Raw genomic sequence first — 23,416 nt, 5'->3', positions numbered from 1 at the left:
CCATGTCGATCGACCCAGTGACCCTCGCCGTGCTGAAGGGCCGGCTCGAACAGATCGCCGACGAGATGGACGCGACGCTGTATCGCAGCGCCTTCAACCCGATCATCGCGGAGGCGCGCGACGCCTGCCACGGCGTCTATGATGCGGTGACCGGTGATACGCTGGTGCAGGGCACCAAGGGGTTGCCGATCTTCGTGGGTGCGATGGCCTTCGCGGTGCGCACGGTGATCGCCAAGGTTGCCGCCGATGGCGCGCTGCAGCCGGGCGACACCTTCCTGTTCAACGACCCCTACGATGGCGGCACGCATCTGAATGATTTCCGCTTGGTGCGGCCGGTGTTCCGGGATGGCCGCCTGTTCTGCTGGCTGGCGAGTGTGGGGCATTGGCTCGACATCGGTGGCAACGTCCCGGGCAACTACAATCCACGCGCAACGGAAAGCCATCAGGAAGGCGTGCGATTCCCGCCGGTGAAGCTGATCCGGGCGGGGGTGATGCAGCAGGATATCCTCGACATCCTCGCCGCCAATTCGCGCGTGCCGCAGTCGAATTGGGGCGACCTGAATGGGCAGCTCAACGCGCTCGATCTCGGCGAGCGGCGCCTGGCGGAGTTGCTGGACGCCTATGGCGATGCCGCGGTGACCGAAGCCTTCGGCCAGCTGATGGACCGCGCCGAGGCGCTGATGGAAGCCGAGATCGCGGCGCTGCCCGATGGCCGCTACAGCTTCGAGGATTTCCTCGACAATGATGGCGTGGTGGACGAACCGCTGCGCATCGCCCTGACGATGACCATCGATGGCGGACGGATGGTGCTGGACATGTCAGGGTCCTCGCCGCCTTGCGCGGGGCCGGTCAATATCTCGGTCGCGACCACGGTTGCCGCCTGCTACGTCGCGCTGAAGCATGCGTTTCCCGATGTACCGGCGAATGCCGGGGTGCTGCGGCCGGTGACCGTCATCGCGCCGGAGACGACGTTGCTGGGCGCGCGCGCGCCGCGACCCGTGGCGGGCTACACCGAAACCATCCTGCGGCTGATCGGCGTGATCTTCGGCGCCCTCGGCCAGGCACGGCCGGCAACTGCAACGGCAGCCCCATTCGGCACCATCAATGCGTTGTCGCTGTCCGGCTTGCGGGCGGATGGCACGCGCTGGGTGATGTTCTCCTTCTTCGGTGGCGGCCTTGGCGGCAATCCCGAGAGCGATGGCCTACACCACGCCAACAATCCGATCTCGACGGCCACCATCCCCCCGATCGAGATCCTGGAAGCCGCCAATCCCGTGATGTTCACGCAATGGGCGCTGCGCCCGGACAGTGGCGGGCCGGGTCTGCACCGCGGCGGTGTCGGCGCGATCTATGAGATCGAGGCGCTGGCACCGGGCGAGACGGAGGTCGCGCTGCTCGGCGAACGCGGTCGCTTCGCGCCCTTCGGCGTCACCGGCGGCGCGGCGGGCGCGATGAACACTTTTCGATGGGATGGCGAGGATGGTCCGCACACCCCGCCGATGGCGAGCAAGGTGGTCGGCGTTGCCATCCGGCAGGGCGCGCGGCTGCGCCTGGAGAGTCCAGGCGGTGGCGGTTGGGGCGATCCTCATGCGCGGCCGGTCGAAGCCATCGCCCGCGACATCCGGCTGGGCCATGTCAGCGCCGAGGCGGCGATCCGCGACTACGGCGTGACCATCGCCGCGGATGGGAGCGTGTCGCGATGAGCGGCCCGATCGTCGGGGTCGACGTCGGCGGCACCTTCACCGACCTGTTCCTGTATGACGCCGCGACCGGTGCGCTGCGCACCGCGAAGGTGCCGTCCAACCGCGGCGACGAGGCATCGGGTTTCCTTGCCGGGCTGCGCGCGCTGGGCGGTGCGGCCAGCATGGATGCGGTCGTCCATGGCACCACCGTCGGTACCAATGCGCTGCTGGAACGCAAGGGCGCGCGGCTCGGCGTGATTGCCACGTCGGGGTTTCGCGACGTGCTGGAGATGCGCCGGCGCGACCGGCGCCACACCTGGGGCCTGTGGGGGGATTTCACGCCGATCGCCGAGCGCGACCTTCGACTTGAGGTTCCGGAGCGTACGCTGGCCGATGGCACGATCCGCACGCCGGTCGACCTCGACGCGGTGCGTGCGGCGGCGCGCGCGCTGCTCGCCGCCGGCGCCGAGGCCTGCGCCATCGCCTTCATCAATGCCCACGCGAACGGCGCGAACGAAGCCGCGGCGGCCGATGCGGTGCGCACGATCTGGCCGAACCCGCATGTCTCCGTCTCCTCTGAGATCCTGCCCGAGATCCGTGAATTCGAACGCAGTTCCACCACGGCGCTGAATGCCTACCTGCAACCTGGCGTGGCCGGCTATCTCTCACGCCTGGAAGGCGCCTTGGCCGAGGACGGCTTCAGCGGCCGCTTCCACATCGTGCAGTCGAATGGCGGCATCATGTCCACCGCGGCGGCGCGGCGGATGCCGGTGCGCACGGCGCTGTCGGGCCCCGCGGCCGGCGTGATTGCCGCCGCCGCCATCGCCCGCGCGGCGGGATTCGAGAACGCGATCACCTGCGATCTCGGCGGCACGTCCTTCGATGTCTCGCTGGTCGCGGGCGGGCGGATGGAACTTGCCGCGCAGGCAACCATCGATTTCGGCCTCGTGATCCGTTCGCCGATGATCGAGATCACCACCATCGGCGCCGGCGGCGGGTCCATTGCGCAGGTGGATCGCGGCGGGCTGCTGCAGGTGGGTCCCGAAAGCGCGGGCAGCCGGCCGGGACCGGTCTGCTACGGGCAGGGCAATGACCGGCCGACGCTGACGGATGCGAATGTCGTGCTGGGGCGTATCAACGCGGAACGCCCGATCGGCGGGGCGCTGGCGCGGCTGGATGTAGACGCGGCGCGGGCTGCGATCCTGCGGCATGTCGCGGATCCGCTTGGCCTCGATGCGATGGCGGCGGCGGAAGCCATCCTGCGCGTCGCCAACGCGAAGATGGCCGGGGCGATCCGCCTCGTGTCCATCGAGCGCGGCCACGATCCGGGGCACTTCGTCGCCCTGCCGTTCGGCGGGGGCGGCGCGCTGCATGTCGGTGCGTTGATCGCCGATGTCGGGCTCAAGGCCGCGCTGGTTCCCCGCTATCCCGGCGTCACCTCCGCACTGGGCTGCATCATCGCCGATGTGCGACATGACCAGGTGCGCACGCTGAACCTCTCGCTTGACACGCTGGATGCGGCCGCGCTGGACGCGCGCATGGTCGCGGAGGCCGAGGCGGCGCAGGCTGTCGTCGCCGCGGCTGGCCTGCCGGTCGAAACCGTCGAGACCGTCTTCGAACTCGACATGCACTACGCCGGGCAGACCCATACCGTGGCCGTGCCGCTGCCGGTCACGCTTCATGGCCGAACCACCGGCATTTCAGCGGCAGCGGTGCGCCAGGCCTTCGAGGCTGCCTATGGCCGAGCCTTCACCCGCCTGCTGCCGGGCCTGCCGGTGCGGATCGTCACGCTGCGCACCGCCGCGATCGGGCGACGCCCAGCTTTCGACCTGACGATGCTCGCACCGCCCGCGGGGACCAGGCTGGTGGATGCAGCGCGCGGGTCCAGGCCGGTCTGGTTCGGCGGTGCCTGGCATGATGCGGCGATCTTCGCGCGGCTCGACCTGCCCGTCGGCTCGGTCGTGATGGGGCCGGCCATCCTTGAGCAACCCGATGCGACCGTGGTGGTCGATCCCGGCCTTGCGGCGCGGACCGACCGGTTCGGCAATCTGATCATCGAAAGGGCGTGACATGGCCCATGCACCCATCCCCGTCCGCGAGACGGCGCTTCTGCTGTGCGACCTGCAGAACGACTTCATCCATCCCGACGGCGCCTATGGCCGGGCCGGGCAGGGGGCGGCGGCGATCGCCGCGCTGCCAGCCCGGTTGAAGTCATTGGTGAGCCTGGTCCGCGCGAAAGGCGGCTGGATCGCCTCGACGCATTTCACGTTGGTGCCGGGGAAAGGGGGCGAACCCTTCATTGCCGAACATCTGCGCCAGATGCGCCCCTTCCTGAAGAAGGGCGATTTCGCGCCGGGGTCCTGGGGGCATGCGCTGGTGGAAGAGCTGGCCCCATCCGACCTCGTGGTCGAGAAACTCGGCTACGACGCGTTCTGGAATTCACGCCTGGAATGGGTGCTGCGCAAGGCCGGCGTGCGGCGACTTCTGGTGGCGGGGATCGTGACCAATGGCGGCGTTGCCTCGACCGTTCGCGGCGCGCATGTGCGGGAATTCGAGGTAACGCTGCTGGAGGATGGTTGCGCTGCCTTCTCTGATTCCGTGCACCGCGCGGCGGTCGAGGGCCTGCGGCCGGTCGCCGAGGTGATCACCGTTTCGCACGCGCTGACAGCGCTCGGGTAGGAAGCGTCCCGCCGGTGCACTGGCGGGGAGGGCTGCTGCCTGCGGTGAGCATGGGCGAGGTTTGACCGCAACCGCCCACTGGTCGATCCTGGCGGCCAACGGAGGAAACCGCATCATGGCCCAATACCCTTTCACCGCCGCCGATCTGGAAGCGCTGCGCCAATGGGACACCCCCACCATCTGCAATGCGCTGGAGGTGGTCGCCCCGCATCGCCGCGGGTATGGCTTCACGGTGCGGCCGATGACCGCAGTTGACCCGAAGCTGCCGCCGATCTGCGGCCTGGCGCGTACCGGCACGCAGCGCGCCGCTTTCCCGTCGGGTCGCAGCAAGGAGGCCGACAAGGCGATGCGCATCGCCTGGTACGAATACGTCGCCGATGCCGCGCTGCCGACCATCGTCTGCCTGCAGGACCTGGATGATACGCCCGGCGTCGGCGCTTTCTGGGGCGAGGTGAATTCCGCCGTGCACCAGGGCCTCGGCGCGCAGGGCGTGGTGACCAACGGGTCGGTGCGCGACCTCGACATGTTCGCCCCGGGCTTCCAGGGCATCGCCGGGGTGGTGAACCCGTCGCACGCCTATGTGCACATCACCGCGATCCGCCAGGACGTGACGATCCACGGCATGCAGGTGCAGCACGACGACGTGGTCCACGCCGACCGGCACGGCGCCGTCGTGATCCCGCATGACGTGGTCACCAAGATTCCCGCCGCGATCGACCTGGGCGCGCGCAAGGAAAAGGTGATCCTCGACATGGTGAAGTCGAAGGGCTTCAACATCGACCGGCTCAAGGAAGCCCTGGCGAAGTCCGAGGACATCCACTGAGGCCCATGCGAACGCCGCTGTGTTCCGTGCTGCCCGGGTGGGTCGACCACTACGGGCACATGAATCTGGCCTACTACCTGGTGGCCTTCGACCTTGCGACGGACGCGCTGTGGCCGTCGCTGGGCCTGGGGCCGGCGTTCCGCGCGCGCGGCCTGGGCACCTTCGCGGCCGAATCCTGGCAGGCCTACACGCGCGAGGTGACGGAGGGCGCGCCGCTGGCTTTCGACAGCGAGGTGCTGTCCTTCGATGCGAAGCGGCTTCTGTGCCGCCACACCATGTTCCACGCCGCGGAAGGCTGGCAGGCGGCGGAGAATGAGGTGCTGTACCTGTGCGTCGATCTCGAGGCCCGGCGCGTCGGCGCCTGGCCGGCGGAGGTGTTGGCACGCTTTGCCGAACGGGCAACGGGCGGGGCGGCCAAGCGGTTGGCGCTGAAGCGGTAGCTCAGGCGCTGCCCTTGTCGGTCCGGGGAGATAGGGGCCGCCTTCCCAGACCTTCCCGCCATGGGCCAGTGCGTCCCGGCACCACCATCCGCCCGCGCGGGGCAGGATAGTGACGGCAGGCCGCTGGCACGCGCATGCCAGTAACCGAGCCCAACGTTGGCGGTTGCCGAAAAACCTGTCGGTATCAGCCCAACCGCTCGCGGATCCGCGCGATGCCGGCTTCGGCGCATTGGTCGTCGAGATGCCCGCCGGGCGCGCCAGCCACGCCGATCGCGCCCACGACCTCATCGCCCACGCGGACCGCCATGCCGCCGCCCACGATCAGGAAGCCCTGGATATCGACCAGCCGCGCCGCGCCGGGATTGGTGCGCACCGTCTCAAGGATCTGGCTGGTGTTCGCGCGCATGCTCACGGCCGTGAAGGCCTTGGCCTGCGCCGAGGAGACCGTGTGTGGTCCGGCGCCATCCGCGCGCAGCAGCGCCTTCAGCACGCCCGACCGGTCCACGACCGCCGCCGAGACGCGGAAACCCCGCCCGGCGCAGGCTTCGACGGCCGCGGCCGCGGCCTCGGCGGCGAGGCTGGCGCTGATATTGCGTTCGGTCACGACACCTTGGGCGTGGCCGAGCTGTGGCGCCAAGGCGAGGCTGGCGAGAAGGAGCAGTCGGCGCATGGAGCACCCTTTCGGCGCGATTGTATGGAACGAGTCTCGCATGCCGGGACAGGCGGCGGAAAGGGGGGTCAAGCGAGGTGGCGCGGCACGCCGCCGACCACCGTCGCGGTCACGCGCGTGTCGCGGATCGCCGCCGGATCGCAGGTGAGGATATCGGTATCCAGCACTGCAAGGTCGGCCAGCTTGCCGACCTCCAGACTGCCTTTGTCGGTTTCCTCACGCTGCGCCCAGGCGCCGAGGCTGGTATAGGCCGCGAGAGCCTGCATGGGCGTCACCGCTTCGGATGCATCGAGGTCTGCCCCGGTCTGGCTACGCCGCGTCACCATTGCCCCCAGCGCGGTGAACGGGTTCACGCGACACACGGCGAAGTCGGAATGGCCCGGCGCCGGGATCCCGGCCGCGATCAGGGATCGATGCGGCCACATGTGCCGCAGCGCCGCCTGGCCGCGATTGGCGACATAGGCCTCGCCGAGTTCATCCATGAAGCCGGTCGCGGAGGAATCGACAAAGCCGCCGCGCTTCAACCGCGCCAGGATCGGCGGCGTCACGTAGCAGCAGTGTTCGACGCGCATCCGGTGATCGGCGACGGGATGCGCGGCGAGTGCCGCTTCCATCACGTCCAGCGCGAAATCGATGCCGCGATCGCCGACACCCTCGATCATCACCTGCAATCCGGCCTTGTGCGCGGCGGTGGCGCGCGCGGTCAGGTCGTCGCGATCGTACAGCAGCATGCCGGTATTGGGCACCGGCTCGCCCGGCACCGCGGCGCCGATATACGGGTCCCAATAGGCAGCGGTGCGGCCGGAGGTCGAGCAATCCGGACACCATTCAACACCGATCAGCCGCAGCCATTCATCGCCGAAGCCAGACTGGATGCCGGCACCGATCAGGTGCGGGATCAGCGGTTCGTCCCGGCCGGATGCGATGATGCCCATGCGCATCCGCCAGCGCCCGTCGCGCAGCATCCGCTGATAGGCGCGGATTGCCTTGGACGGCGTCAGCGAATTGGCGACCGAGGTGATGCCGTGGCGCAGGCATTCGTCCTGCACCATCTCCATGCCTTCGGCGATGTCGGACTCGCTGTCGGCGTCATGGATGGCATTGAGGAAGATGTGCGCCGCCGTCTCCCGCACCAATCCGGTGAAGGCGCCGGTATGCGGGTCGCGGTCGAAGGCGCCGTAGGGCGGGTCGGGCGCATCCGCGGCCACGCCGCAGGCCGCAAAGGCGGCGCGGTTTGCGAGGCCGAGATGCCCGTCCGTGCGCAGGATGAAGACCGGGTGGCCGGCGCTCGCCGCGTCCAACTCGTCGAGCGTCGGATAGCCGCCGGAGGCACGCTCGTTCAGTCGGTAGAAGGCGCCCCAGCGTCCGCTTGGCAGGACCTCGCAGGCGCGACGGATGGTGGCGAGCAGGGCGTCGCGTGTCGCGACGCGGTCCGGCGATACCAGCGTCCAGGTACGAAGACGCACCGCATAGGAATCCGGATGCGCATGGCTGTCGACGATGCCAGGGATGACGCGGCGACCCTCGGCGTCCAGCACGCGGGTGTCGGGGCCAAGATGGTCGCGGATCGCATCTGAACTACCGATGGCGACGACGCGCCCACCGATCGCCGCCAGCGCCTCGGCCTGTGTGCCCGCTGCATCCATCGTCGCGATGCGGGCATTGAGAAGGACGAAATCGGCGTTCATGCGGCAGCCCTGTCCATATGGTCACGCAGTCGGTACCAGCCGCCGACGATCGGCAGGAACCAGTTGGGATTGCCGTTGTAGAGCGGCGCCGTCGGGAAGTTCAGTCCGTCCAGCGCGAAGCCTTCATTGTCGGCGCCGGCGATCTTCAGCGCAGCGCGATGGCCAAGCCAGGTCGCCATCGCAACGCCGGATCCCTGGCAGCCGGCGGCGTAATGGATGCCGTCCTGCACGCCGATATGTGGCAGGAAGTCGAAGGTGAAGGCGACGTTGCCGGTCCAGGCATGGGTCAGCCGCACGTCCTTCAATTCGGGGAAGACGGACAGCATGAAGCCGCGCAGCACCGGCGCAGCGATGGCGGGTTCGGTGGGGCCAAAGGAAGCGCGGCCTCCCCACAGGATGCGGTTGCCATAGGGCGAGGGGCGGAAATAGTTCAGCACGCGCCTGGTGTCGCTGATCATCCGCCGGCCCGGGAACAGCCGATCCATCGTGTCGGCCGGCAATTCCTCGGTGGCGATGATATAGGACCCGACCGGGATCATCCGTCGCGCCAGCCAGGGCATCGCCGACCGCCCCTGGCCGTCGCGCGAATAGCCATTAGTCGCGACCAGCACCGCATCGGCGCGCATGGCGCCGCGATCGGTGGTCAGGCGGAAGCCGGTGCCGTCCTGGCGGATGCCGTTGACACGCACGCCGTCGACCAGCCGCGCGCCGGCACGGTCGGCAGCATCAGCGAGGCCACGCGCATACTTGCCCGGATGCAGGCTGCCCGAGGCCTCGGCGATCATGCCGCCATAGTAGTGGTCGCTGCCGAGCGCCTCATGCTGGCGGCCCTTCGGCAGCATGTGCGTCGGCAGGCCGGTGATCTCGGCGATGAAGTCCGCTCGGGCGGCGAGCGCGTCATAGTGCTTCGGTGTCCAGGCCGGAACGAAGCGGCCGCAGCGGAGGTAGTCGCAGTCGATTCCCTCCCGCGCGATCGTCTCCTCGATGAAAGGGAATGAGGCAGCGGCCGCCAGCGCGATAGCGCGCGCCGGATCCGCGCCATACGTCTTGTTGAGCTCGCCCGAGGCGACCTTCAGCCCACCCGAGACCATGCCGCCATTGCGCGACGATGCGCCCCAGCCGATCCGTTCGGCATCCAGCACGGTCACTTCATGCCCTAGCCGCCGCAGCGTCAGCGCGGCCGATAGTCCGGCATAGCCGCCCCCGACGATGGCGACGCCGGCGCTGTCGGGCAGGACGCCGTCGCGGGCGGGTGGTTCAGCGGCTTCCCACCACCAGGGGGTGGTCTTGAAGCCGGGCGCGAAGATGGAGTTCGCGGAGGTCATTGCCCGATCAGCCTGCTCATGGTGTGATTTGCGTGGGAGATTTCACGCCGGCACGGCGACAACGGCAAGTGGTCGCAGGCCTCTCTGGCATGCGTCATGCTTTGCGCTGGCGGCGCAACGGCGGGCGCGACGACGCGCGCCCAGTGAGGAGAGACGGTGATGCAGAGCTTTCAGCAGGATTGTGTCGAACTGGCCTTGCGCAGGTTCCGCCGCGGAGAGGTTGACCGGCGCACGCTGCTCGCCGGCCTTGCTGCACTCGGCGTGGGCAGCTTGGCGTCGGGCGATGCGCAGGCCCAGGCGGCGCGCAAGCTGGTAATGGTCAATTGGGGCGGTATCGCCAACCAGGGCTTCGGCAATTTCTACGGTGCGCCCTTCGTCGCGGCGAATCCGGGCTGGACCGTGGAACAGGACAGCACGGGGCCGTCCGCCGGGCGCATCCGTTCCATGGTGGAAAGCGGGCGCACCACCTGGGACCTTTGCGATTCCTCGGCGTCGGCGTCCTTCCTGCTCGGCGGGCAGAACCTTGTGACAAAGATCGACTACAACATCGTCAAGAAGGAGGACACGCTGCCGGTCGGCTTCGCGCTGGAATACGGCGCGGCGCCGTATTCGTTCAGCTCGGTGCTCTGCTACGACAGCGCCAAGTTCCCCAATGGCGGGCCGACCAGCTGGGCTGATTTCTACGACCTGCAGAAATTCCCGGGCACGCGGCTGATGCGGCGCGATGCGCTGGCGACACTCGATGCTGCGCAGATGGCGCTCGGGAAGAGCCCGGCGAGCCTCTATCCGCTGGATATCAACGCCACGGTGCGCAAGGCCGCGTCGTTGCGCCGCAACGCGGTGTTCTGGAACAGCGGCAGCGAGAGCGAGCAGTTCCTGCGCACCGGCGAGGCGGTGATGGGCATGATCTGGCACACCCGCGCGACGGTGCTGGAGCGTGAGACCAACGGCCGCATCAAGTTCATCTGGCCGCAGGCCTTGTTGCAGGCGGGCATCTTCGTCATCCCGCGCGGCAATCCGGGTGGTGAGGGCGCGCAGCGCCTGCTCGCTTCCATGATGCACAATCCGGAACCGCAGGTCGGCCTGCTGACGCTGCTGGGCAACGGCCCGACCAATCCGCGCGCCGCGGCCCTGGTGCCGCAGGAACTGCGCAAGAACAACCCGACCGATCCGGAGAACGCGCGCGTGCAGGTAGTGCTCGACGGTGAATGGTGGGGCCGGAACTACCAGCAGGCCAATGCTGACTTCATCGACGCGATCACGGGCTGATTCCATCCCGTGATTCTTGTCGTGAAGTCGGGAGGCGAGCAGGCGCTGCCGGAATGGCGCGCCAGCTTCGCCGAGGTGGCACCTGATCTTGATGTGCGGTGGTGGGACGACGCGACAGTCGATCCCGCCGCGGTGGACTACGCCCTGGTATGGGATCCGGAGCCGGGGCGTCTCGCGGCGTTGCCGAGGCTGCGCGCGATATTCGGATCGGGGGCGGGGGTGGACGCCATCCTGCGCGACCAGCATTTGCCGAAGCACCTGCCGCTGGTGCGCTGCGTGCCGCCCGAGGCGACGCAGCGCATGGGTGAATTCGTCTGCTGGGCCGTCCTGTCGCTCAGCAAGGATGCGCGGCGCATGGCGATCGCGCAGGCGAAATGCGCCTGGGATGCCTTCGATCCGCCCTTCGCCGCGGCGGCGAAGACTGTTGGCATCATGGGTCTCGGAGCGATGGGGCAACGCGCGGTGGCGATGCTGCGTGGTCTTGGCATCCCCGTCATCGGCTGGTCGCGCTCGCGCAAGACGATCGAAGGCGTGGAATGCTTCGCCGGCCCGCGCGGATTGCCAGCGTTCCTGGCGCGCAGCGAGGTGCTGGTCTGCCTGCTGCCGGCAACGCCGGAGACTGTGGGGCTCATCGCCGCGCCGCTGCTGGGGCAATTGCCGCCTGGCGCGGGACTGGTGCAGGTCGGGCGCGGCGCGCACCAGGTCCTGCCGGACATCGTCGCGGCATTGGACGCCGGGCAGCTTTCCGGTGCGATGCTGGATGTCTTCGAGACGGAACCGCTGCCGTCCGACAACCCGGCCTGGACGCACCCGCGCATCACCGTCACGCCGCATGCGGCAAGCCTGCCGAGCCGGCACGAACGCGCGCGCTACATCGCCGACTGCATCGCCCGCTTCGAGCGTGGCGAGGCGCTGCCCAATCTCTACCTTCCCGAGCGAGGCTACTGATGCCCCTCCCGCCGCCGCCGGTGAAGCCGGACCCCAGCCGCATCCAGACCGAGCAGGAGGTGCGCGAAGACCTCGCCGCGGCCTACCGGCTGATCGCGCTGTTCGGCATGACGGATCTGGTCTTCACCCATCTCTCGGCACGACTGCCGGGGGAGGGGCATCGCTTCCTGGTCAATCCCTACGGCCTGTTGTTCGAGGAGATCACCGCGAGCAGCCTGGTTGTGGTGGATGCCGAGGGCGAGCCGATGCAGGACACCGCCTGGCCGGTGAACCCGGCCGGCTTCGTGATCCATTCCGCCGTGCACCGCGAATGCGCGCATGCGATGTGCGTCATGCACACGCATACGCTGGCCGGCATGGCGGTCGCCGCGCAGACCGGCGGGCTGCTCCCGCTGAACCAGATGAGCATCGAGTTCGACGGCAAGGTGGCGCTGCACGACTACGAGGGCGTCGCGGCGGACGACAACCTGTCCGAACGCGAGCGTCTGGTGCGTGACCTGGGCGACAAACCCTGCATGATCCTACGTCACCATGGGCTGCTGACGGTTGGGCCGACCGTCGCCGCGGCCTTCTACTGGATGTACTATCTGGAACAGGCCTGTCGGATCCAATTGGCCGCACAGTCTTCGGGCGCGCCGTTGGCCATCCCTCCCGCGCAGGTCGTCACCCGCACCGCCGCGCAGTTCGGTACCGGCCCGACGAAGGGCTGGCTGCCCTGGCAGGCGCTGCGCCGGAAACTGGATCGCGAGCAGCCGGACTACGTGACGTGAGCGAGCAGCGCGGGCATGCGCTGACCCTGCAGGAAGTCAGCAAGCACTACGGCACCTTCACCGCGGTGGATCGCGTTTCGCTGGATGTCGCGCAAGGGGAATTCCTGACGCTGCTCGGGCCATCGGGGTCGGGCAAGACGACGATCCTGATGGCGGTGGCGGGATTTGTCGCGCCGAGCGCGGGCAGCATCGTGCTCGATGGTGCGGACATCACCCCGCTGCCGCCGGAGAAGCGCAATTTCGGCATGGTCTTCCAGGGCTATGCGCTGTTCCCGCACATGACGGTCGCCGAGAACGTCGCCTTCCCGTTGCGTGTACGCGGCCTGTCGCGGGCGGATCGTGACACAAAGGTGCGAGCGGCGCTGGACCTGGTGCAACTGGCGGCCTTCGCGGACCGCTTGCCGAAGCAATTGTCGGGTGGCCAGCAGCAGCGCGTCGCCCTGGCCCGTGCTCTGGTGTTCGACCCGAACCTGCTGCTGCTAGATGAACCGCTTTCCGCCCTCGACAAGAAGCTGCGCGCCGAATTGCAGGAAGAACTGAAGGCGCTGCACCGGCGTGTTGGGCGCACCTTTGTCAATGTCACGCATGATCAGGAGGAAGCGCTCTCGCTGTCCGACCGCATCGCCATCCTCAACCATGGCAAGCTGGTGCAGGCTGGCGCGCCGGGGGCGTTGTACGAACGGCCGCGCACGCGCTTCGTCGCGGATTTCCTCGGCAAGTCGAATTTCCTCGAAGGTCTGGTCCGCCAGCCGCATCCGGGCGGCTTCACGCTGGAGGCCGGCGCGGCGCAACTGACCGTGTCGCTGCCGGCAGGCGAGGCTGCGCCGGCGGCCGGGACACGCAGCCTGCTGTCGCTGCGGCCGGAGAAGATCACCCTGCTCGGCGAGGGCGAGGAGGCCGACAGCATCGTCGACGGCCGCATCGTCGCCTGGTCCTATCTCGGGGCTGGATTCTCGCTGCGCATCGAAACCGCGGATCTCGGCGAGATCCGCGCCAACCTGCCATCCTGGCGTTCGGCCTTCGCGCCGGCCGAGGGCCTGCCCGTCCGCCTGGGCTGGCCGGCCGAGGCCGCCGTGCCCGTCGAGGAGGACGCGGCATGACGGCGACCGGGCGCCCAGGTGCCGGATGGTGGCTGCTGATCCTGCCGGCCTTCGCGCTGCTGCTGGTTTTCTACATCGCGCCCATCGTGCAGGTGCTGGCGATCAGCGTCACCGAACCCTCGCCGGGATTCGGCAATTACGTGCGCATCCTGACTTCGGGTGCCGTGCAGCGCGTGATCATGACGACGCTGCGCATCTGCGGCATCACCACGGTGCTCGCGCTGCTGCTCGGCTACGCGATCGCATATTCCATAACGCTGGCGAGCCCGCGGGCGCGCGGATGGTGGATCCTCGCGGTGCTGGTGCCGCTGTGGATCTCGGTGCTGGTGCGCGCCTTCGCCTGGGTCACGCTGTTGCGCCGGCAGGGACTGGTGAACAACACGCTGATGAATGCCGGCCTCATCACCGAGCCGCTGCCGCTGGTGTGGAACGAGTTCGGCATCATCGTCGGCATGGTCCACTACATGGTGCCCTTCGCCGTGCTGCCGATGCTGGCGAGCATGCGGGAGATCGACCCGCGCCTGCTGGCTGCCGCGCGCGGCCTCGGTGCCAGCCGGGGCGAGGTGTTCCGCCACGTCTTCCTGCCGCTGTCCATGCCGGGCGTGATCGCCGCCGGCGTGCTGGTCTTCATCTTCTCGCTCGGCTTCTACATCACCCCTGCAATCCTCGGCGGCGGCAAGACGCTGATGGTGGCTGAATGGATCAGCCTGCAGATCCTCGACCTGATCCGCTGGGGCCTCGGGACGATGATGGCGACGGTGCTGGTGCTGGCGATCCTGGTGACGTTGGCCGTGTTCTCCCGCATCGTCGACCTGCGGCGCATCTTCGGCGCGGGGGCCTGAGGCGATGGACGGCACCTATCGTCCCGGATCCTTTGGCCGGGGACTGGCCTGGGCCACGGCGGCGTATCTCGTGCTGCCGATCCTGATCATCCTGCCGGTGGCGCTGACCGACCAGCGGTACTTGTCGCTGCCGGAGGACGGCATCTCCTTCCGGCATTTCGCCACCGTGCTGACCTCGCCGGAATGGCTGGGGTCGATCTGGCAATCCTTCACCATCGCGGTGGCGGCGACGATCGTGTCCGTCACGGCGGGGACGCTGTGCGCCATCGGCTGCTGGCGCATTTCCCGCCGCGCCACGGAACTGGTGCGCGTGCTGATGCTGCTGCCGCTGATCATCCCATCCATCGTCTACGCCATCGGGCTGTACCGGTATTTCGGGCCGCTCGGACTGCTCGACAGATTCCTCGGCGTGGTGATCGCCCATGGGGTGACCGGGATCCCCTATGTGGTGATCACAGTCTCGACCGCGCTCGCCACTTTCGACCCACGGCTGGAACAGGCGGCGCGCGGCATGGGGGCGTCGCTGTCGCAGACGCTGCGCTGGGTCATCCTGCCGCGCATCGCACCGGGCATCTTTTCCGGTGCGATCTTCGCCTTCATCCATTCCTGGGATGAACTGGTGATGGTGCTGTTCATCGCATCGCGCGACGTCTTCACCCTGCCGCGCCGGATCTGGGATGGCATCAATGAGAATCTCGACCCCGCCATGGCGGCGGTTGCGGTGCTGCTGATCCTGTTCACGCTGCTGCTGCTGATGGCCGACCGTGCCTTGAGGCGCCGCAGCGAAGGCTGACTGAAAGCAACATGAAGGAGGAACGCGCCATGTCGAGCGCGATGTCGGAATTCGACCACCGCTACAACATGCTGATCGAGCGCTTCGCGTCCGAGCCTGAGCCCGCCTTCAACAGCGAGGCGGAGCAGGTCTTCGGATGGGGCCGCCGCTGGGGCTGCAATTCGGATATCGGCCGGCTGCGCGTCGTGCTGATGCACCGCCCTGGCGAGGAGATGAAGGTCCTCGAGACCCTGCCGCTGATCCCCGAACTCGGCGCCCATGGCGACCCTGCCAGCGGCGCCTACTGGCGCGGGGAAGTCATCCCGACGCTCGCCGAGCAGCAGGCCCAGCACGACGCGCTGGCCGCCGCGCTACGGGAGGAAGGTGTCGAGGTGGTAATGCTGCCCCGCGCCGCGACGGGGCGCCACAAATCCATCTACACCCGTGATTCCTGCATCGCGCTTGACGGCGGCGCCGTCGTCACCCGCATGGGGCCGCGCATCCGCCGGGGGGAGGAACGCCCGGTGACCGAGGCGCTGGCGGCGCTTGGCATGCCCATCCTTCGCACCATCGCCGGCACCGGGCTGATGGAAGGCGGGTCCTTCGCCTATCTGCGCCCCGATGTGGCGGTGATTGGCGTCTCCTCCCGCGTCAATGAGGAAGGCGCGCGGCAGATGGAGGAGGTGCTGGCCCTTCAGGGCACCCGTCTGATCCGTGTGCAGATCCCCGGCTATCGCCTGCACATCGATGGCGCCCTGGTGATGCTTCATCATGACGTCGCTCTGGTGAATCCCTCGACGCTGCCCTTCGTCTTCATGGAGGAGCTGAGGCGCCTGGGTATCCGCATGATTCCGCTGAACCACCAGGATCCGTCCTGGGCGATCAACTGCCTCGCCGTCGCCCCGGGGCGCGTGCTGATGAGCGACCAGGTCGGCCCCCGCACCCAGGAAGCGCTGGACAAGGCCGGCATCAGCGTGCGGCTGGTGGCCTATGACCGGGTCTATCTGGGTGGCGGCGGCATCCACTGCTCCACCTCGCCGCTGGTGCGCGACCCACTGTGAACGCCTGGCCCGTCTGGGAACCTGCCCCGGCGGGCCGTTCGCCCTTCTATGCGGCGCCGGGGTATTCCTGCTTCTCCTACTGCCTCTATGTCCCGCGCCAGCGGCCGGAGGGGAAAGCGCCGCTGATCGTCGCCATGCACGGCAGCGACCGCCGACCGGAGGTAATCCGCACCCTGCATGCGCCGCTGTGCGACCGTACCGGCGCCGTGGTTCTCACGCCGCTGTTCCCGATCGGCGCGGTCGCCCCGGATGACGAGCCTGGCTACAAGGTCTGCGCCTTCCGGGGCATGCGCTACGACCTGGCGCTGCTCGCCATGGTCGCGGATGCCGCGACGCGCCTGCCGCTCGACATCGAGCGTTTCATGATGACGGGCTTCTCGGGCGGCGCGCAATTCGTCCAGCGTTTCCTGCTCCTCCACCCAACGCGGCTCGACACCGTCTCGATCGGCGCACCGGGCTACGTCACGCTGCTGGACGAAAACCTGCCCTGGTGGGCCGGCACCGGCGATTTTGCTGCCACCTTCGGCCATCCGCCCGACATTGCGGCGATGCGCGACGTGACCATCCAGCTCGTCATCGGCACCAGGGACACCGGGCTCGACCATATTGCGGTGCCTCGGGGCGATCCTCGGCTGATGGAGGCTGTGGAGCGGTCCGGCGCGACACGCATCGGCCGCATGCTGACGCTGGAGGCCAATCTGCGTGCCGCCGGCTGCGATGCGCGGCTGGACTGGGTCGAGGGCGCTACGCATGCGGTGCGCGAGACCTTCGCCGCGGTGGAGGCGTTCCTCGCGGCGCGGCTCGGCGCGATCAGCCCGGCAGGACGCGTTCCGTCATGATGCCGCGGCAATCCATCTCGTAGTCCAGCCCTTCGACCGGCGGGCGGCAATCCTGCCAGGTCAGGCCGTGGCGCGCCGCGCCGCGGGCGACGACCTCCTCGGTCAATGCCGGCGGCATGGGGAACACCGTATAGGCCTGCACGCCCGTGGTATCGGCCCAGTTGAAGCCGAGCAGCCCCATGCGCCGTTCCATCTCGCCCAGCACATGACGGCCCTTTTTCAGCATCCCCTCCGGCGACGTGTCGCCATAGGCGACGGTGTTCTCGCGGTAGGTGCCCTTGCCCTCGACCGACTCCCCGCTGCCGGCGACCGCGAAGGATGGCGGTGCATCCGCATCCGGCACCGTGAAGCAGAAGGCGTGGAAGCCCGGTTCACTGGGCGGCGATACGCGCGGGCAGACATTGCTGCGGGCGACCGGGTTGTGCCCATCCTGCAGGATTCCCCAAGCGCCGAGCACCTCCGCATAGCCGGTGTTGAACACGCGGAAGCCGTCCTCGGTGAAGGGCGCGGGGGCCCGCAGTTCGCAGGCTGCGAAGGCGGTGCGCGGCCGTCCGATGGCGTCGAGGTATGCGGCGATGCGACGCCAACCCAGCGCCATCGGCACCGGATTGGCGAAGCGGACGCGCTCCAGCCGGAATCCCGGCAGGGCGGCGACCCCGCCGGAATACTGCATCACGGCGGGGATGAAGCGGTATCCGGCCGCGGCGTTGTCGAGGGTGCTCACCGCTTGGTCACGCCCCAGAAGACCGGGATGGTGGTCGGACGCAGGCCTTCGATATTCGCCCGATGCGCCGCGAGGACGCGGAACTGCCCGCCATTGATATAGGGCAATACCTCATACGCGCGGGCATGCACCTGCTCGAGGATGCCGCGGCGCTTCGCGGGGTCGGATTCCTCCCACCAGGCGGCGCGCAGGCGTTCGAGCTCGGCGTCGCATGGCCAGCCTGCCGGAGCGGTATCGCACGGCGCGCCGAGGTACAGGTTCACCAGCGGGTTCTGTGAATCCAGCACGTTGGCGATGGTAACGAACAAGTTCCAGCCGCCCTGTTCGATCGGCTCGCGCCGGTTGCGCCGCTGGGTCAGCGTTGCCCAGTCCATTGCCGCGACATCCATGTTCAGCCCGGCGCGGCGCATGTTCTCGGCCATCGTCAGGGTGACGGCGTTGTTGATCGGCGAATCCGTGGCGTTCATGAAGACCACGCGCTCGCCATTGTAGCCGGCCTGTTGCAGCAATTCGCGGGCGCGCGCGATGTTGACCTCCCGCAGCCCCTGGGCGCCGGTGGCGCTTTCAAGCGGCGTGCCGCACAGGAAGTAGGCTGGGCAATACGGCACCTGTTCCGACGGCGCGACGCCGATCGCCTGCAGGTTTTCCTGCTGGTTGACCAGGTACAGCAGCGCCTGGCGTGCGCGGGGGTCGTTGAAGGGCGGGATCACGTGGTTCGGCCGCAACCACACCATCGACCCGATCGGGTTCAGCGCGAAAGTGCGGATGTTGCGGTTGCGCTGGAGCACCGGCAGCACGTCGGGCGTCGGCTGCTCGACGAAGTCGATCTCACCGGATTGCAGCGCCGCGGCCGCCGTTGCCGGGTCGGACAGGCCAAGCCATTCGACCCGTTCGAGCATCACGACCTTGCCGCCGGCCAGCCCGTCCGCCGGTTCGGGGCGCGGGCGATAGGCCGGGTTGCGGACATAGACGGCGCGCTCGCCCGCCACGAATTCCTGTGGGCGGAAGATGAAGGGGCCGGACCCGGTGGTATCGGTGAAGGCCGTATTGGCCGGCGTGCTGGCGATGCGTTCCGGCACCACGAACAGCGCATTGGCGGTGGGGCGGGCCAGGGCCTCGGTCACCAGGCCGAAGGGGCGGGACAGCCGCAGCGTGAAGGTCTTGTCGTCCACCACCTCGATCGCGGCTGTGGCCGCGAGCAGCGCGCGGCCGGCGATGTCGCGCTGGCCCCAGCGACGGATCGAGGCGACGGCATCGGCCGCGCGCACCGGCTGGCCATCATGGAAAGCGAGGCCGTCGCGCAGCGTGAAGCGGTAGGTCATGCCGTCGGGCGAGACCTCGAACCGCTCGACCATCTGCGGGCGTGCCTCGCCCTGGCTGTCCAGGCCGAACAACTGGTCGTAGACGAAGAAGCCGTGATTGCGGACGAAGGCCGCCGTCGAAACCACCGGGTCGACGCTGGCCAGCGCGTTGACGAGCACGATGCGCAGCGTACCCGACGGGGCCTGCTGCGCCGGGGCGGGGCGAGGCGTGGCCAGCAGCGCGAGAGCCGCCGCCGCCAGCATGGTGAATCTGCGCGTGGCCATTGTCTTTCGCCTCCCTGGAACAGCCCTGCCACATCATGGCAGCCCCGTGGGCCTTGTCCACGGTGCGCCCTGGACGCGGCGCGCGGCGCGGCCTTGAATGCGGCGCCCCCGCGTCAAGGAAACGGCATGACCTTCTCTCTCCTCGGACGTTGCGCGCGAACCGGCCAGTTCGGCGCCGCGGTGACGACCTCGTCCATCGCCGTGGGCACGCGGGTGCCGTTCCTGGCGGCCGGCGTTGGCGGGGTGCTGACGCAGCACCGCACCGACCCGCGGCTTGGGCCGCGTGGGCTCGATCTTCTGCGGTCGGGCTGTTCGGCGGCGGAGGCGCTGGCCGCGGTCGTGGCTTCCACGCCCGATCATCGCTGGCGGCAGATCGCGGTGATGGACCGGCTGGGCCGCACGGCGCATTTCGATGGCGAGCGGGTAAAGTCGTCGCGGAGCGTGGCGCATGGCCTGGATGTGGTCGCGCTGGGCAATATCCTGGCGAATGAGCGCGTCGCGGGCGCCATGGCCGAGGCCTTCCTCGCCAATGTCGACCGGCCGCTCGCCGAGCGCTTGGTGCGCGCGCTGGAGGCGGGCGAGGCCGCCGGCGGCGAGCATGGCGAGGTCACGTCGGCGAGCCTGACGGTCGTCGATCGCGAATGCTTCCCCTATGTGGATCTGCGCATCGACAAGGCGGAAGGTCCGATCCCCAGGCTGCGGGCGCTGTGGGAGGAATATGCGCCGCTTGCCGACGGCTTCGTGCAGCGTGCGATCAACCCCGAAGACGCGCCGATCATCTGATGGACGCGCTGTTCGACCCCGCTGATTTCCGCATCCCGCCCGGCGTCGTGCATGTCTGCGCGGCGGGGGAGACGCCCTTCCTGCGCCGTCACGACGCGGCCTTCGCGGCCTATGCCGAGGACAAGTCGCATGGCCCGGCCGGACGCGAGCGCCAGGAAGCGCGGACGGCCTCGGCGCGCGATCGCGCCGCGCGGCTGTTCGGCGTCGAGGCGGGCGACATCGGCTTCGTCTCTTCGGTGGCGGAGGGGGTGTCCATGGTTGTGGAAAGCCTCGACTGGCGCGATGGCGATGAGGTGCTGCTCGATCCGGACGAATACCCATCCGTTGCCGCGCCGCTGGCGCAAAAGGGCGTGACGCTGCGCTTTGCGCCCATGCTTGATCCGCCGAGCGTCGCCGCTGCGGTGACGCCGCGTACGCGCATGATCGCGGTCAGCGCTGTATCGTTCCTCACCTCCGCGCGGCACGACCTAGTGGCGCTGCGCGCCGCGGCCGATCGCGTTGGCGCTCTGCTGGTGGTGGACTTCACGCAGGGCGCGGGGTGGATGCCGATTGACGCGCGCGCCGCCGATTTCGCGTTCGCCGCAACCTATAAATGGCTGCTCGGGACGACCGGCACGGCGATCGGGTACTGGAATCGCGCGCGTCAGCCTGGCTGGGCGCCAGGGACGGCCGGGTGGCATTCCATCGCCTCGATGGGGCGGCCCGATTGGTCACGGCGGCCCGCGCTGCTGCCGGATGCCGCCCGCTTCACGCGCGGCAATCCGGCGCACGTGGCGCTGTACGTCCTGGACGGCGCAATCGCGTATCTGGAACGCTTCGGCGCGCCGGCGATCGAGTGGCACGTGCAGGCGCTGACGGTGGCGATGCTGGCACGACTCAACGAGGCCGGCATCGCTTCGACCACGCCGCCCGATCCGCGCCGGCATGGCGCGAGCGTCTGCGTCCAATCCCCCCATGCGGCGGCGATCGTCGCGGGAATGGAGCGGCGCGGCGTGCTGGCCTGGAACGGGCGCGGGCGGGTCCGCGTGTCCTTCCATGGATACAATGGAACCGAGGACATGGCGCGCGCGGCCGACGCGCTGGTCGCCGAATGGCGCGCTGCAAACAAGGCTTGAGGAAGGAAACGACACCATGCGCATGAAGGCCGCCATCCTGTTCGAACAGGGGCTACCCCGACCCTATGCCAAGTCCCTGCCGATGGTGGTCGAGGAGGTGGAACTCGATCCCCCCGGGCCAGGGGAATTGCTGATCGAGGTCGCCGCGGCCGGCCTTTGCCATTCCGACCTGTCCACCATCGAGAACCAGCGCCCGCGACCGCTGCCCATCGTCATCGGCCATGAGGGCGCGGGCATCGTGCGCGAGGTTGGGGCTGGCGTGACGGATCTGAAGGAGGGCGACCACGTCGTCACCGTCTTCGCGCCGTCCTGCGGCAATTGCCGGTATTGCGTGCGGGGTCGGCCGAACATCTGCCCGACCGGGAATTCCTTTCGCGCGGCGGGGCAGTTGCCGACCGGCACGCGGCGGCTGAAGCGGCTGGACGGCACGCCGATCAACCACAATTCCGGGCTGTCGCTCTATGCGCAATATGCGGTGGTGGCGCGGCGCTCGGCCGTGAAGATCGGCAAGGACATTCCGCTGGACGATGCCGCGATCTTCGGCTGCGCGGTGATGACCGGCGCTGGCGCGGTGCTGAATACCGCCGCGCTGAAGGCGGGCGAGCAGGTCGCCGTGGTCGGCCTCGGCGGTGTCGGGATGAATGCGCTGTTCGGAGCGGTGGCGGCCGGTGCTGAACGCATCATCGCCATCGACACAAATCCGCAGAAACTTGAGCTGGCGAAGCAATGGGGCGCGACCGATGTGTTCCTTGCCGGCAACGCGGATTGCGCGGCCCAGGTGCGCGAGGCGACCGACGGCGGCGTGGACACGGTGATCGAGACGGCGGGGTCCATCCCGGCCATGCAGCTTGCCATCGCCATCACCGCGCGCGGCGGCGAGACGATCAGCGCCGGGCTGCCCAACATCAACGCGCAGGTGTCCTACCTGCATGCGTCGATGGTCAGCGAGGAGCGCTCGATCCGCGGGTCCTACATGGGCTCCTGCGTGCCGGAACGCGACCTGCCACGTCTGCTCGGCCTGTATCGGCGCGGCAAGCTGCCGGTGGACAAGCTCAAGACCAGCCACATCACCTTCGACCAGATCAATGAGGGCTTCGACCTGCTCTCGGATGGCGCAGTGCTGCGGCAGATGCTGCGGCCGAACGCCTGAGCGACTGGCCGCCGCCGCGGCGGCCAGCCGGAGTTCTTTTGGCCCCGCGGATGGCGGCCAGCCGGCCGCCTTGCTTTCGCACCCAGCACTGGTGCGCCGCGGTACTTGGATGATCTGGGCACGATCCTGGTGTGCTCTCGCGGCCCAATGCGATGCATCGCGCCGTTATGCTTGCCGATTGGGCGTTCACTGCGCGGTTCGTGGGCATGGCGTCCGTGCTTGCAACATCGCAGCACCATGGCAGGGTGGCGCGGATGCCACGCCCCAGCGATGACCGTGTGACCCATCAGCGATCGCGGGGCGGCGCCGCGCTGCGCTTCGCTGTCGCGCGCGGGGCGACGCGGCTCATCGATCTGGATCAGGCCGCACCGATGCGCATCCTGTTCCCCGATGCCGAACCGGGAGAACCGCCGCTGGCGGCGCTGGTGAATACCGCCGGTGGACTGGCGGGCGGGGATGAGGTGACGGTCGCGGTGACGCTCGAACCCGGCGCCCATGCCGTGGTGAGCACGCCGGCGGCCGAGAAGATCTATCGCAGCCTGGGGCCGGAGACGCGCATCGCGACGCGGCTGCATGTCGCGGCGGGCGGGACGCTGGAATGGTTGCCGCAGGAGACCATTCTGTTCGACGGCGCTCGGCTCACGCGGCGGTTGGATGTCGATCTTGCCCCGGCCGCGAGGCTGATGATGACGGAAATGCTGGTCTTCGGCCGCCATGCGCGCGGCGAGGCGATGCACAGCGGCAGCCTGGCCGATTCCTGGCGGCTGCGGCGCGGCGGGACGCTGCTATGGGCCGATGGCCTGTCGCTGGGGCAGGGGATCCGCGCGCGTCTCGACCACCCCTTCGGTTTTGCCGGCGCAGAAGCCTGCGCGACGCTGCTGGTCGCGTCCGAAGCGCCGCTGACCGAGGCGCGCGATGCAGCGCGGGAGGCGGGCGCGGCTGCGACCCTGGCGCGCCCCGGGCTGCTGCTGTTGCGGTGGTTGGGTGGAGCCCCCGCCGTGCGCTACGGCTTGGGCGAGGCCATTCGCCTGCTGCGCGCGCGGGTCCTCGGGGCGGCACCGGTCCTGCCGCGGCTGTGGACGAGTTGAACCCGGGGCGGCCATGATGGCGCGCCGCTTGCTGCGTGGTGGAGCGCATGGGCCGGGTCGGC

General features: G+C 68.9%; 22 protein-coding genes. 17 read left to right on the top strand and 5 right to left on the bottom strand.

Translation table 11 applies throughout. The annotated features are described in order from the left end of the window. The first annotated feature begins 2 nt into the window (after positions 1-2). From AAFN86_RS07435 to AAFN86_RS07415, 5 genes are all read left to right on the top strand, one after another. Entirely contained in the window at positions 3-1,703 is a 1,701-nt protein-coding gene (locus AAFN86_RS07435; protein WP_347542645.1) for a hydantoinase B/oxoprolinase family protein, read from the top strand. Then, positions 1,700-3,751 carry a hydantoinase/oxoprolinase family protein gene (locus AAFN86_RS07430; protein ID WP_347542644.1) on the top strand — a complete coding sequence of 684 codons (2,052 nt, stop codon included), beginning with the start codon at positions 1,700-1,702 and terminating at the stop codon, positions 3,749-3,751. Before AAFN86_RS07435 ends, AAFN86_RS07430 begins: the two co-directional genes overlap by 4 nt. Before the next feature lies 1 nt (position 3,752). Then, positions 3,753-4,361: a cysteine hydrolase gene (locus AAFN86_RS07425; protein WP_347542643.1), complete on the top strand. Its 609-nt coding sequence runs from the start codon at positions 3,753-3,755 to the stop codon at positions 4,359-4,361. Positions 4,362-4,476: 115 nt separating this feature from the next. Continuing rightward, entirely contained in the window at positions 4,477-5,184 is a 708-nt protein-coding gene (locus AAFN86_RS07420) for an RraA family protein (protein ID WP_347542642.1), read from the top strand. 5 nt (positions 5,185-5,189) lie between these two features. Continuing rightward, positions 5,190-5,624 (top strand): thioesterase family protein, encoded by a 435-nt coding sequence (locus tag AAFN86_RS07415; RefSeq protein WP_347542640.1) that lies wholly within the window; start codon positions 5,190-5,192, stop codon positions 5,622-5,624. Positions 5,625-5,808: 184 nt separating this feature from the next. Here the strand turns inward: AAFN86_RS07415 and AAFN86_RS07410 are convergent, their stop codons facing one another. The 3 genes from AAFN86_RS07410 to AAFN86_RS07400 form a co-directional block, all read right to left on the bottom strand. Continuing rightward, positions 5,809-6,294: a heme-binding protein gene (locus AAFN86_RS07410; protein WP_347542639.1), complete on the bottom strand. Its 486-nt coding sequence runs from the start codon at positions 6,292-6,294 to the stop codon at positions 5,809-5,811. A gap of 68 nt (positions 6,295-6,362) precedes the next feature. After that, positions 6,363-7,982 (bottom strand): amidohydrolase, encoded by a 1,620-nt coding sequence (locus tag AAFN86_RS07405; RefSeq protein WP_347542638.1) that lies wholly within the window; start codon positions 7,980-7,982, stop codon positions 6,363-6,365. Next, the gene (locus AAFN86_RS07400; RefSeq protein WP_347542636.1) at positions 7,979-9,307 is read right to left on the bottom strand and encodes an FAD-binding oxidoreductase; all 1,329 of its coding nucleotides are present in this window, start codon (positions 9,305-9,307) and stop codon (positions 7,979-7,981) included. Before AAFN86_RS07400 ends, AAFN86_RS07405 begins: the two co-directional genes overlap by 4 nt. 159 nt (positions 9,308-9,466) lie before the next feature. On the opposite strand from AAFN86_RS07400, the gene AAFN86_RS07395 reads away from it, so the two are divergent. Genes AAFN86_RS07395 through AAFN86_RS07360 form a run of 8 tightly spaced genes read left to right on the top strand, consistent with a single transcriptional unit; the run spans position 9,467 to position 16,908 of the window. Beyond that, entirely contained in the window at positions 9,467-10,576 is a 1,110-nt protein-coding gene (locus tag AAFN86_RS07395) for an extracellular solute-binding protein (RefSeq protein WP_347542634.1), read from the top strand. A 9-nt stretch (positions 10,577-10,585) separates the two neighbouring features. Further along, on the top strand, positions 10,586-11,524 hold the full coding sequence (locus AAFN86_RS07390) for a glyoxylate/hydroxypyruvate reductase A (RefSeq protein WP_347542633.1): 939 nt from the start codon (positions 10,586-10,588) through the stop codon (positions 11,522-11,524). After that, a complete protein-coding gene (locus AAFN86_RS07385) occupies positions 11,524-12,294 on the top strand; it encodes a class II aldolase/adducin family protein (protein WP_347542631.1) in 771 nt (256 codons plus the stop codon). Before AAFN86_RS07390 ends, AAFN86_RS07385 begins: the two co-directional genes overlap by 1 nt. Beyond that, complete coding sequence (locus AAFN86_RS07380) at positions 12,291-13,394, top strand: ABC transporter ATP-binding protein (protein WP_347542630.1); 1,104 nt, start codon at positions 12,291-12,293, stop codon at positions 13,392-13,394. The genes AAFN86_RS07385 and AAFN86_RS07380 overlap by 4 nt, the downstream gene beginning before the upstream one ends. Further along, positions 13,391-14,236: an ABC transporter permease gene (locus AAFN86_RS07375; protein WP_347542629.1), complete on the top strand. Its 846-nt coding sequence runs from the start codon at positions 13,391-13,393 to the stop codon at positions 14,234-14,236. Before AAFN86_RS07380 ends, AAFN86_RS07375 begins: the two co-directional genes overlap by 4 nt. Positions 14,237-14,240: 4 nt before the next feature. Then, a complete protein-coding gene (locus AAFN86_RS07370; protein ID WP_347542628.1) occupies positions 14,241-15,029 on the top strand; it encodes an ABC transporter permease in 789 nt (262 codons plus the stop codon). Between the two features lie 11 nt (positions 15,030-15,040). Beyond that, positions 15,041-16,069, top strand: coding sequence for an arginine deiminase family protein (locus AAFN86_RS07365; RefSeq protein WP_347542627.1), 1,029 nt, complete (start codon positions 15,041-15,043; stop codon positions 16,067-16,069). Then, the gene (locus AAFN86_RS07360) at positions 16,066-16,908 is read left to right on the top strand and encodes an alpha/beta hydrolase (protein WP_347542626.1); all 843 of its coding nucleotides are present in this window, start codon (positions 16,066-16,068) and stop codon (positions 16,906-16,908) included. The genes AAFN86_RS07365 and AAFN86_RS07360 overlap by 4 nt, the downstream gene beginning before the upstream one ends. On the opposite strand, the gene AAFN86_RS07355 is transcribed toward AAFN86_RS07360, so the two are convergent. Further along, positions 16,880-17,632 (bottom strand): hypothetical protein, encoded by a 753-nt coding sequence (locus tag AAFN86_RS07355; protein WP_347542625.1) that lies wholly within the window; start codon positions 17,630-17,632, stop codon positions 16,880-16,882. The genes AAFN86_RS07360 and AAFN86_RS07355 overlap by 29 nt on opposite strands. Continuing rightward, positions 17,629-19,218 (bottom strand): ABC transporter substrate-binding protein, encoded by a 1,590-nt coding sequence (locus AAFN86_RS07350; RefSeq protein ID WP_347542624.1) that lies wholly within the window; start codon positions 19,216-19,218, stop codon positions 17,629-17,631. Before AAFN86_RS07350 ends, AAFN86_RS07355 begins: the two co-directional genes overlap by 4 nt. 126 nt (positions 19,219-19,344) lie before the next feature. On the opposite strand from AAFN86_RS07350, the gene AAFN86_RS07345 reads away from it, so the two are divergent. From AAFN86_RS07345 to AAFN86_RS07330, 4 genes are all read left to right on the top strand, one after another. Next, positions 19,345-20,001 (top strand): DUF1028 domain-containing protein, encoded by a 657-nt coding sequence (locus AAFN86_RS07345; protein ID WP_347542623.1) that lies wholly within the window; start codon positions 19,345-19,347, stop codon positions 19,999-20,001. Continuing rightward, positions 20,001-21,116, top strand: coding sequence for an aminotransferase class V-fold PLP-dependent enzyme (locus AAFN86_RS07340; RefSeq protein ID WP_347542622.1), 1,116 nt, complete (start codon positions 20,001-20,003; stop codon positions 21,114-21,116). The genes AAFN86_RS07345 and AAFN86_RS07340 overlap by 1 nt, the downstream gene beginning before the upstream one ends. A 16-nt stretch (positions 21,117-21,132) precedes the next feature. Beyond that, entirely contained in the window at positions 21,133-22,266 is a 1,134-nt protein-coding gene (locus AAFN86_RS07335; RefSeq protein ID WP_347542621.1) for a zinc-dependent alcohol dehydrogenase family protein, read from the top strand. A gap of 254 nt (positions 22,267-22,520) precedes the next feature. Continuing rightward, the gene (locus AAFN86_RS07330) at positions 22,521-23,354 is read left to right on the top strand and encodes an urease accessory protein UreD (RefSeq protein WP_347542620.1); all 834 of its coding nucleotides are present in this window, start codon (positions 22,521-22,523) and stop codon (positions 23,352-23,354) included. Positions 23,355-23,416: the final 62 nt, after the last annotated feature.

The organism is Roseomonas sp. CAU 1739, from assembly GCF_039839775.1.
GTDB lineage: Bacteria > Pseudomonadota > Alphaproteobacteria > Acetobacterales > Acetobacteraceae > Neoroseomonas.
This window is presented reverse-complemented; position numbering and strand designations above follow the sequence as displayed.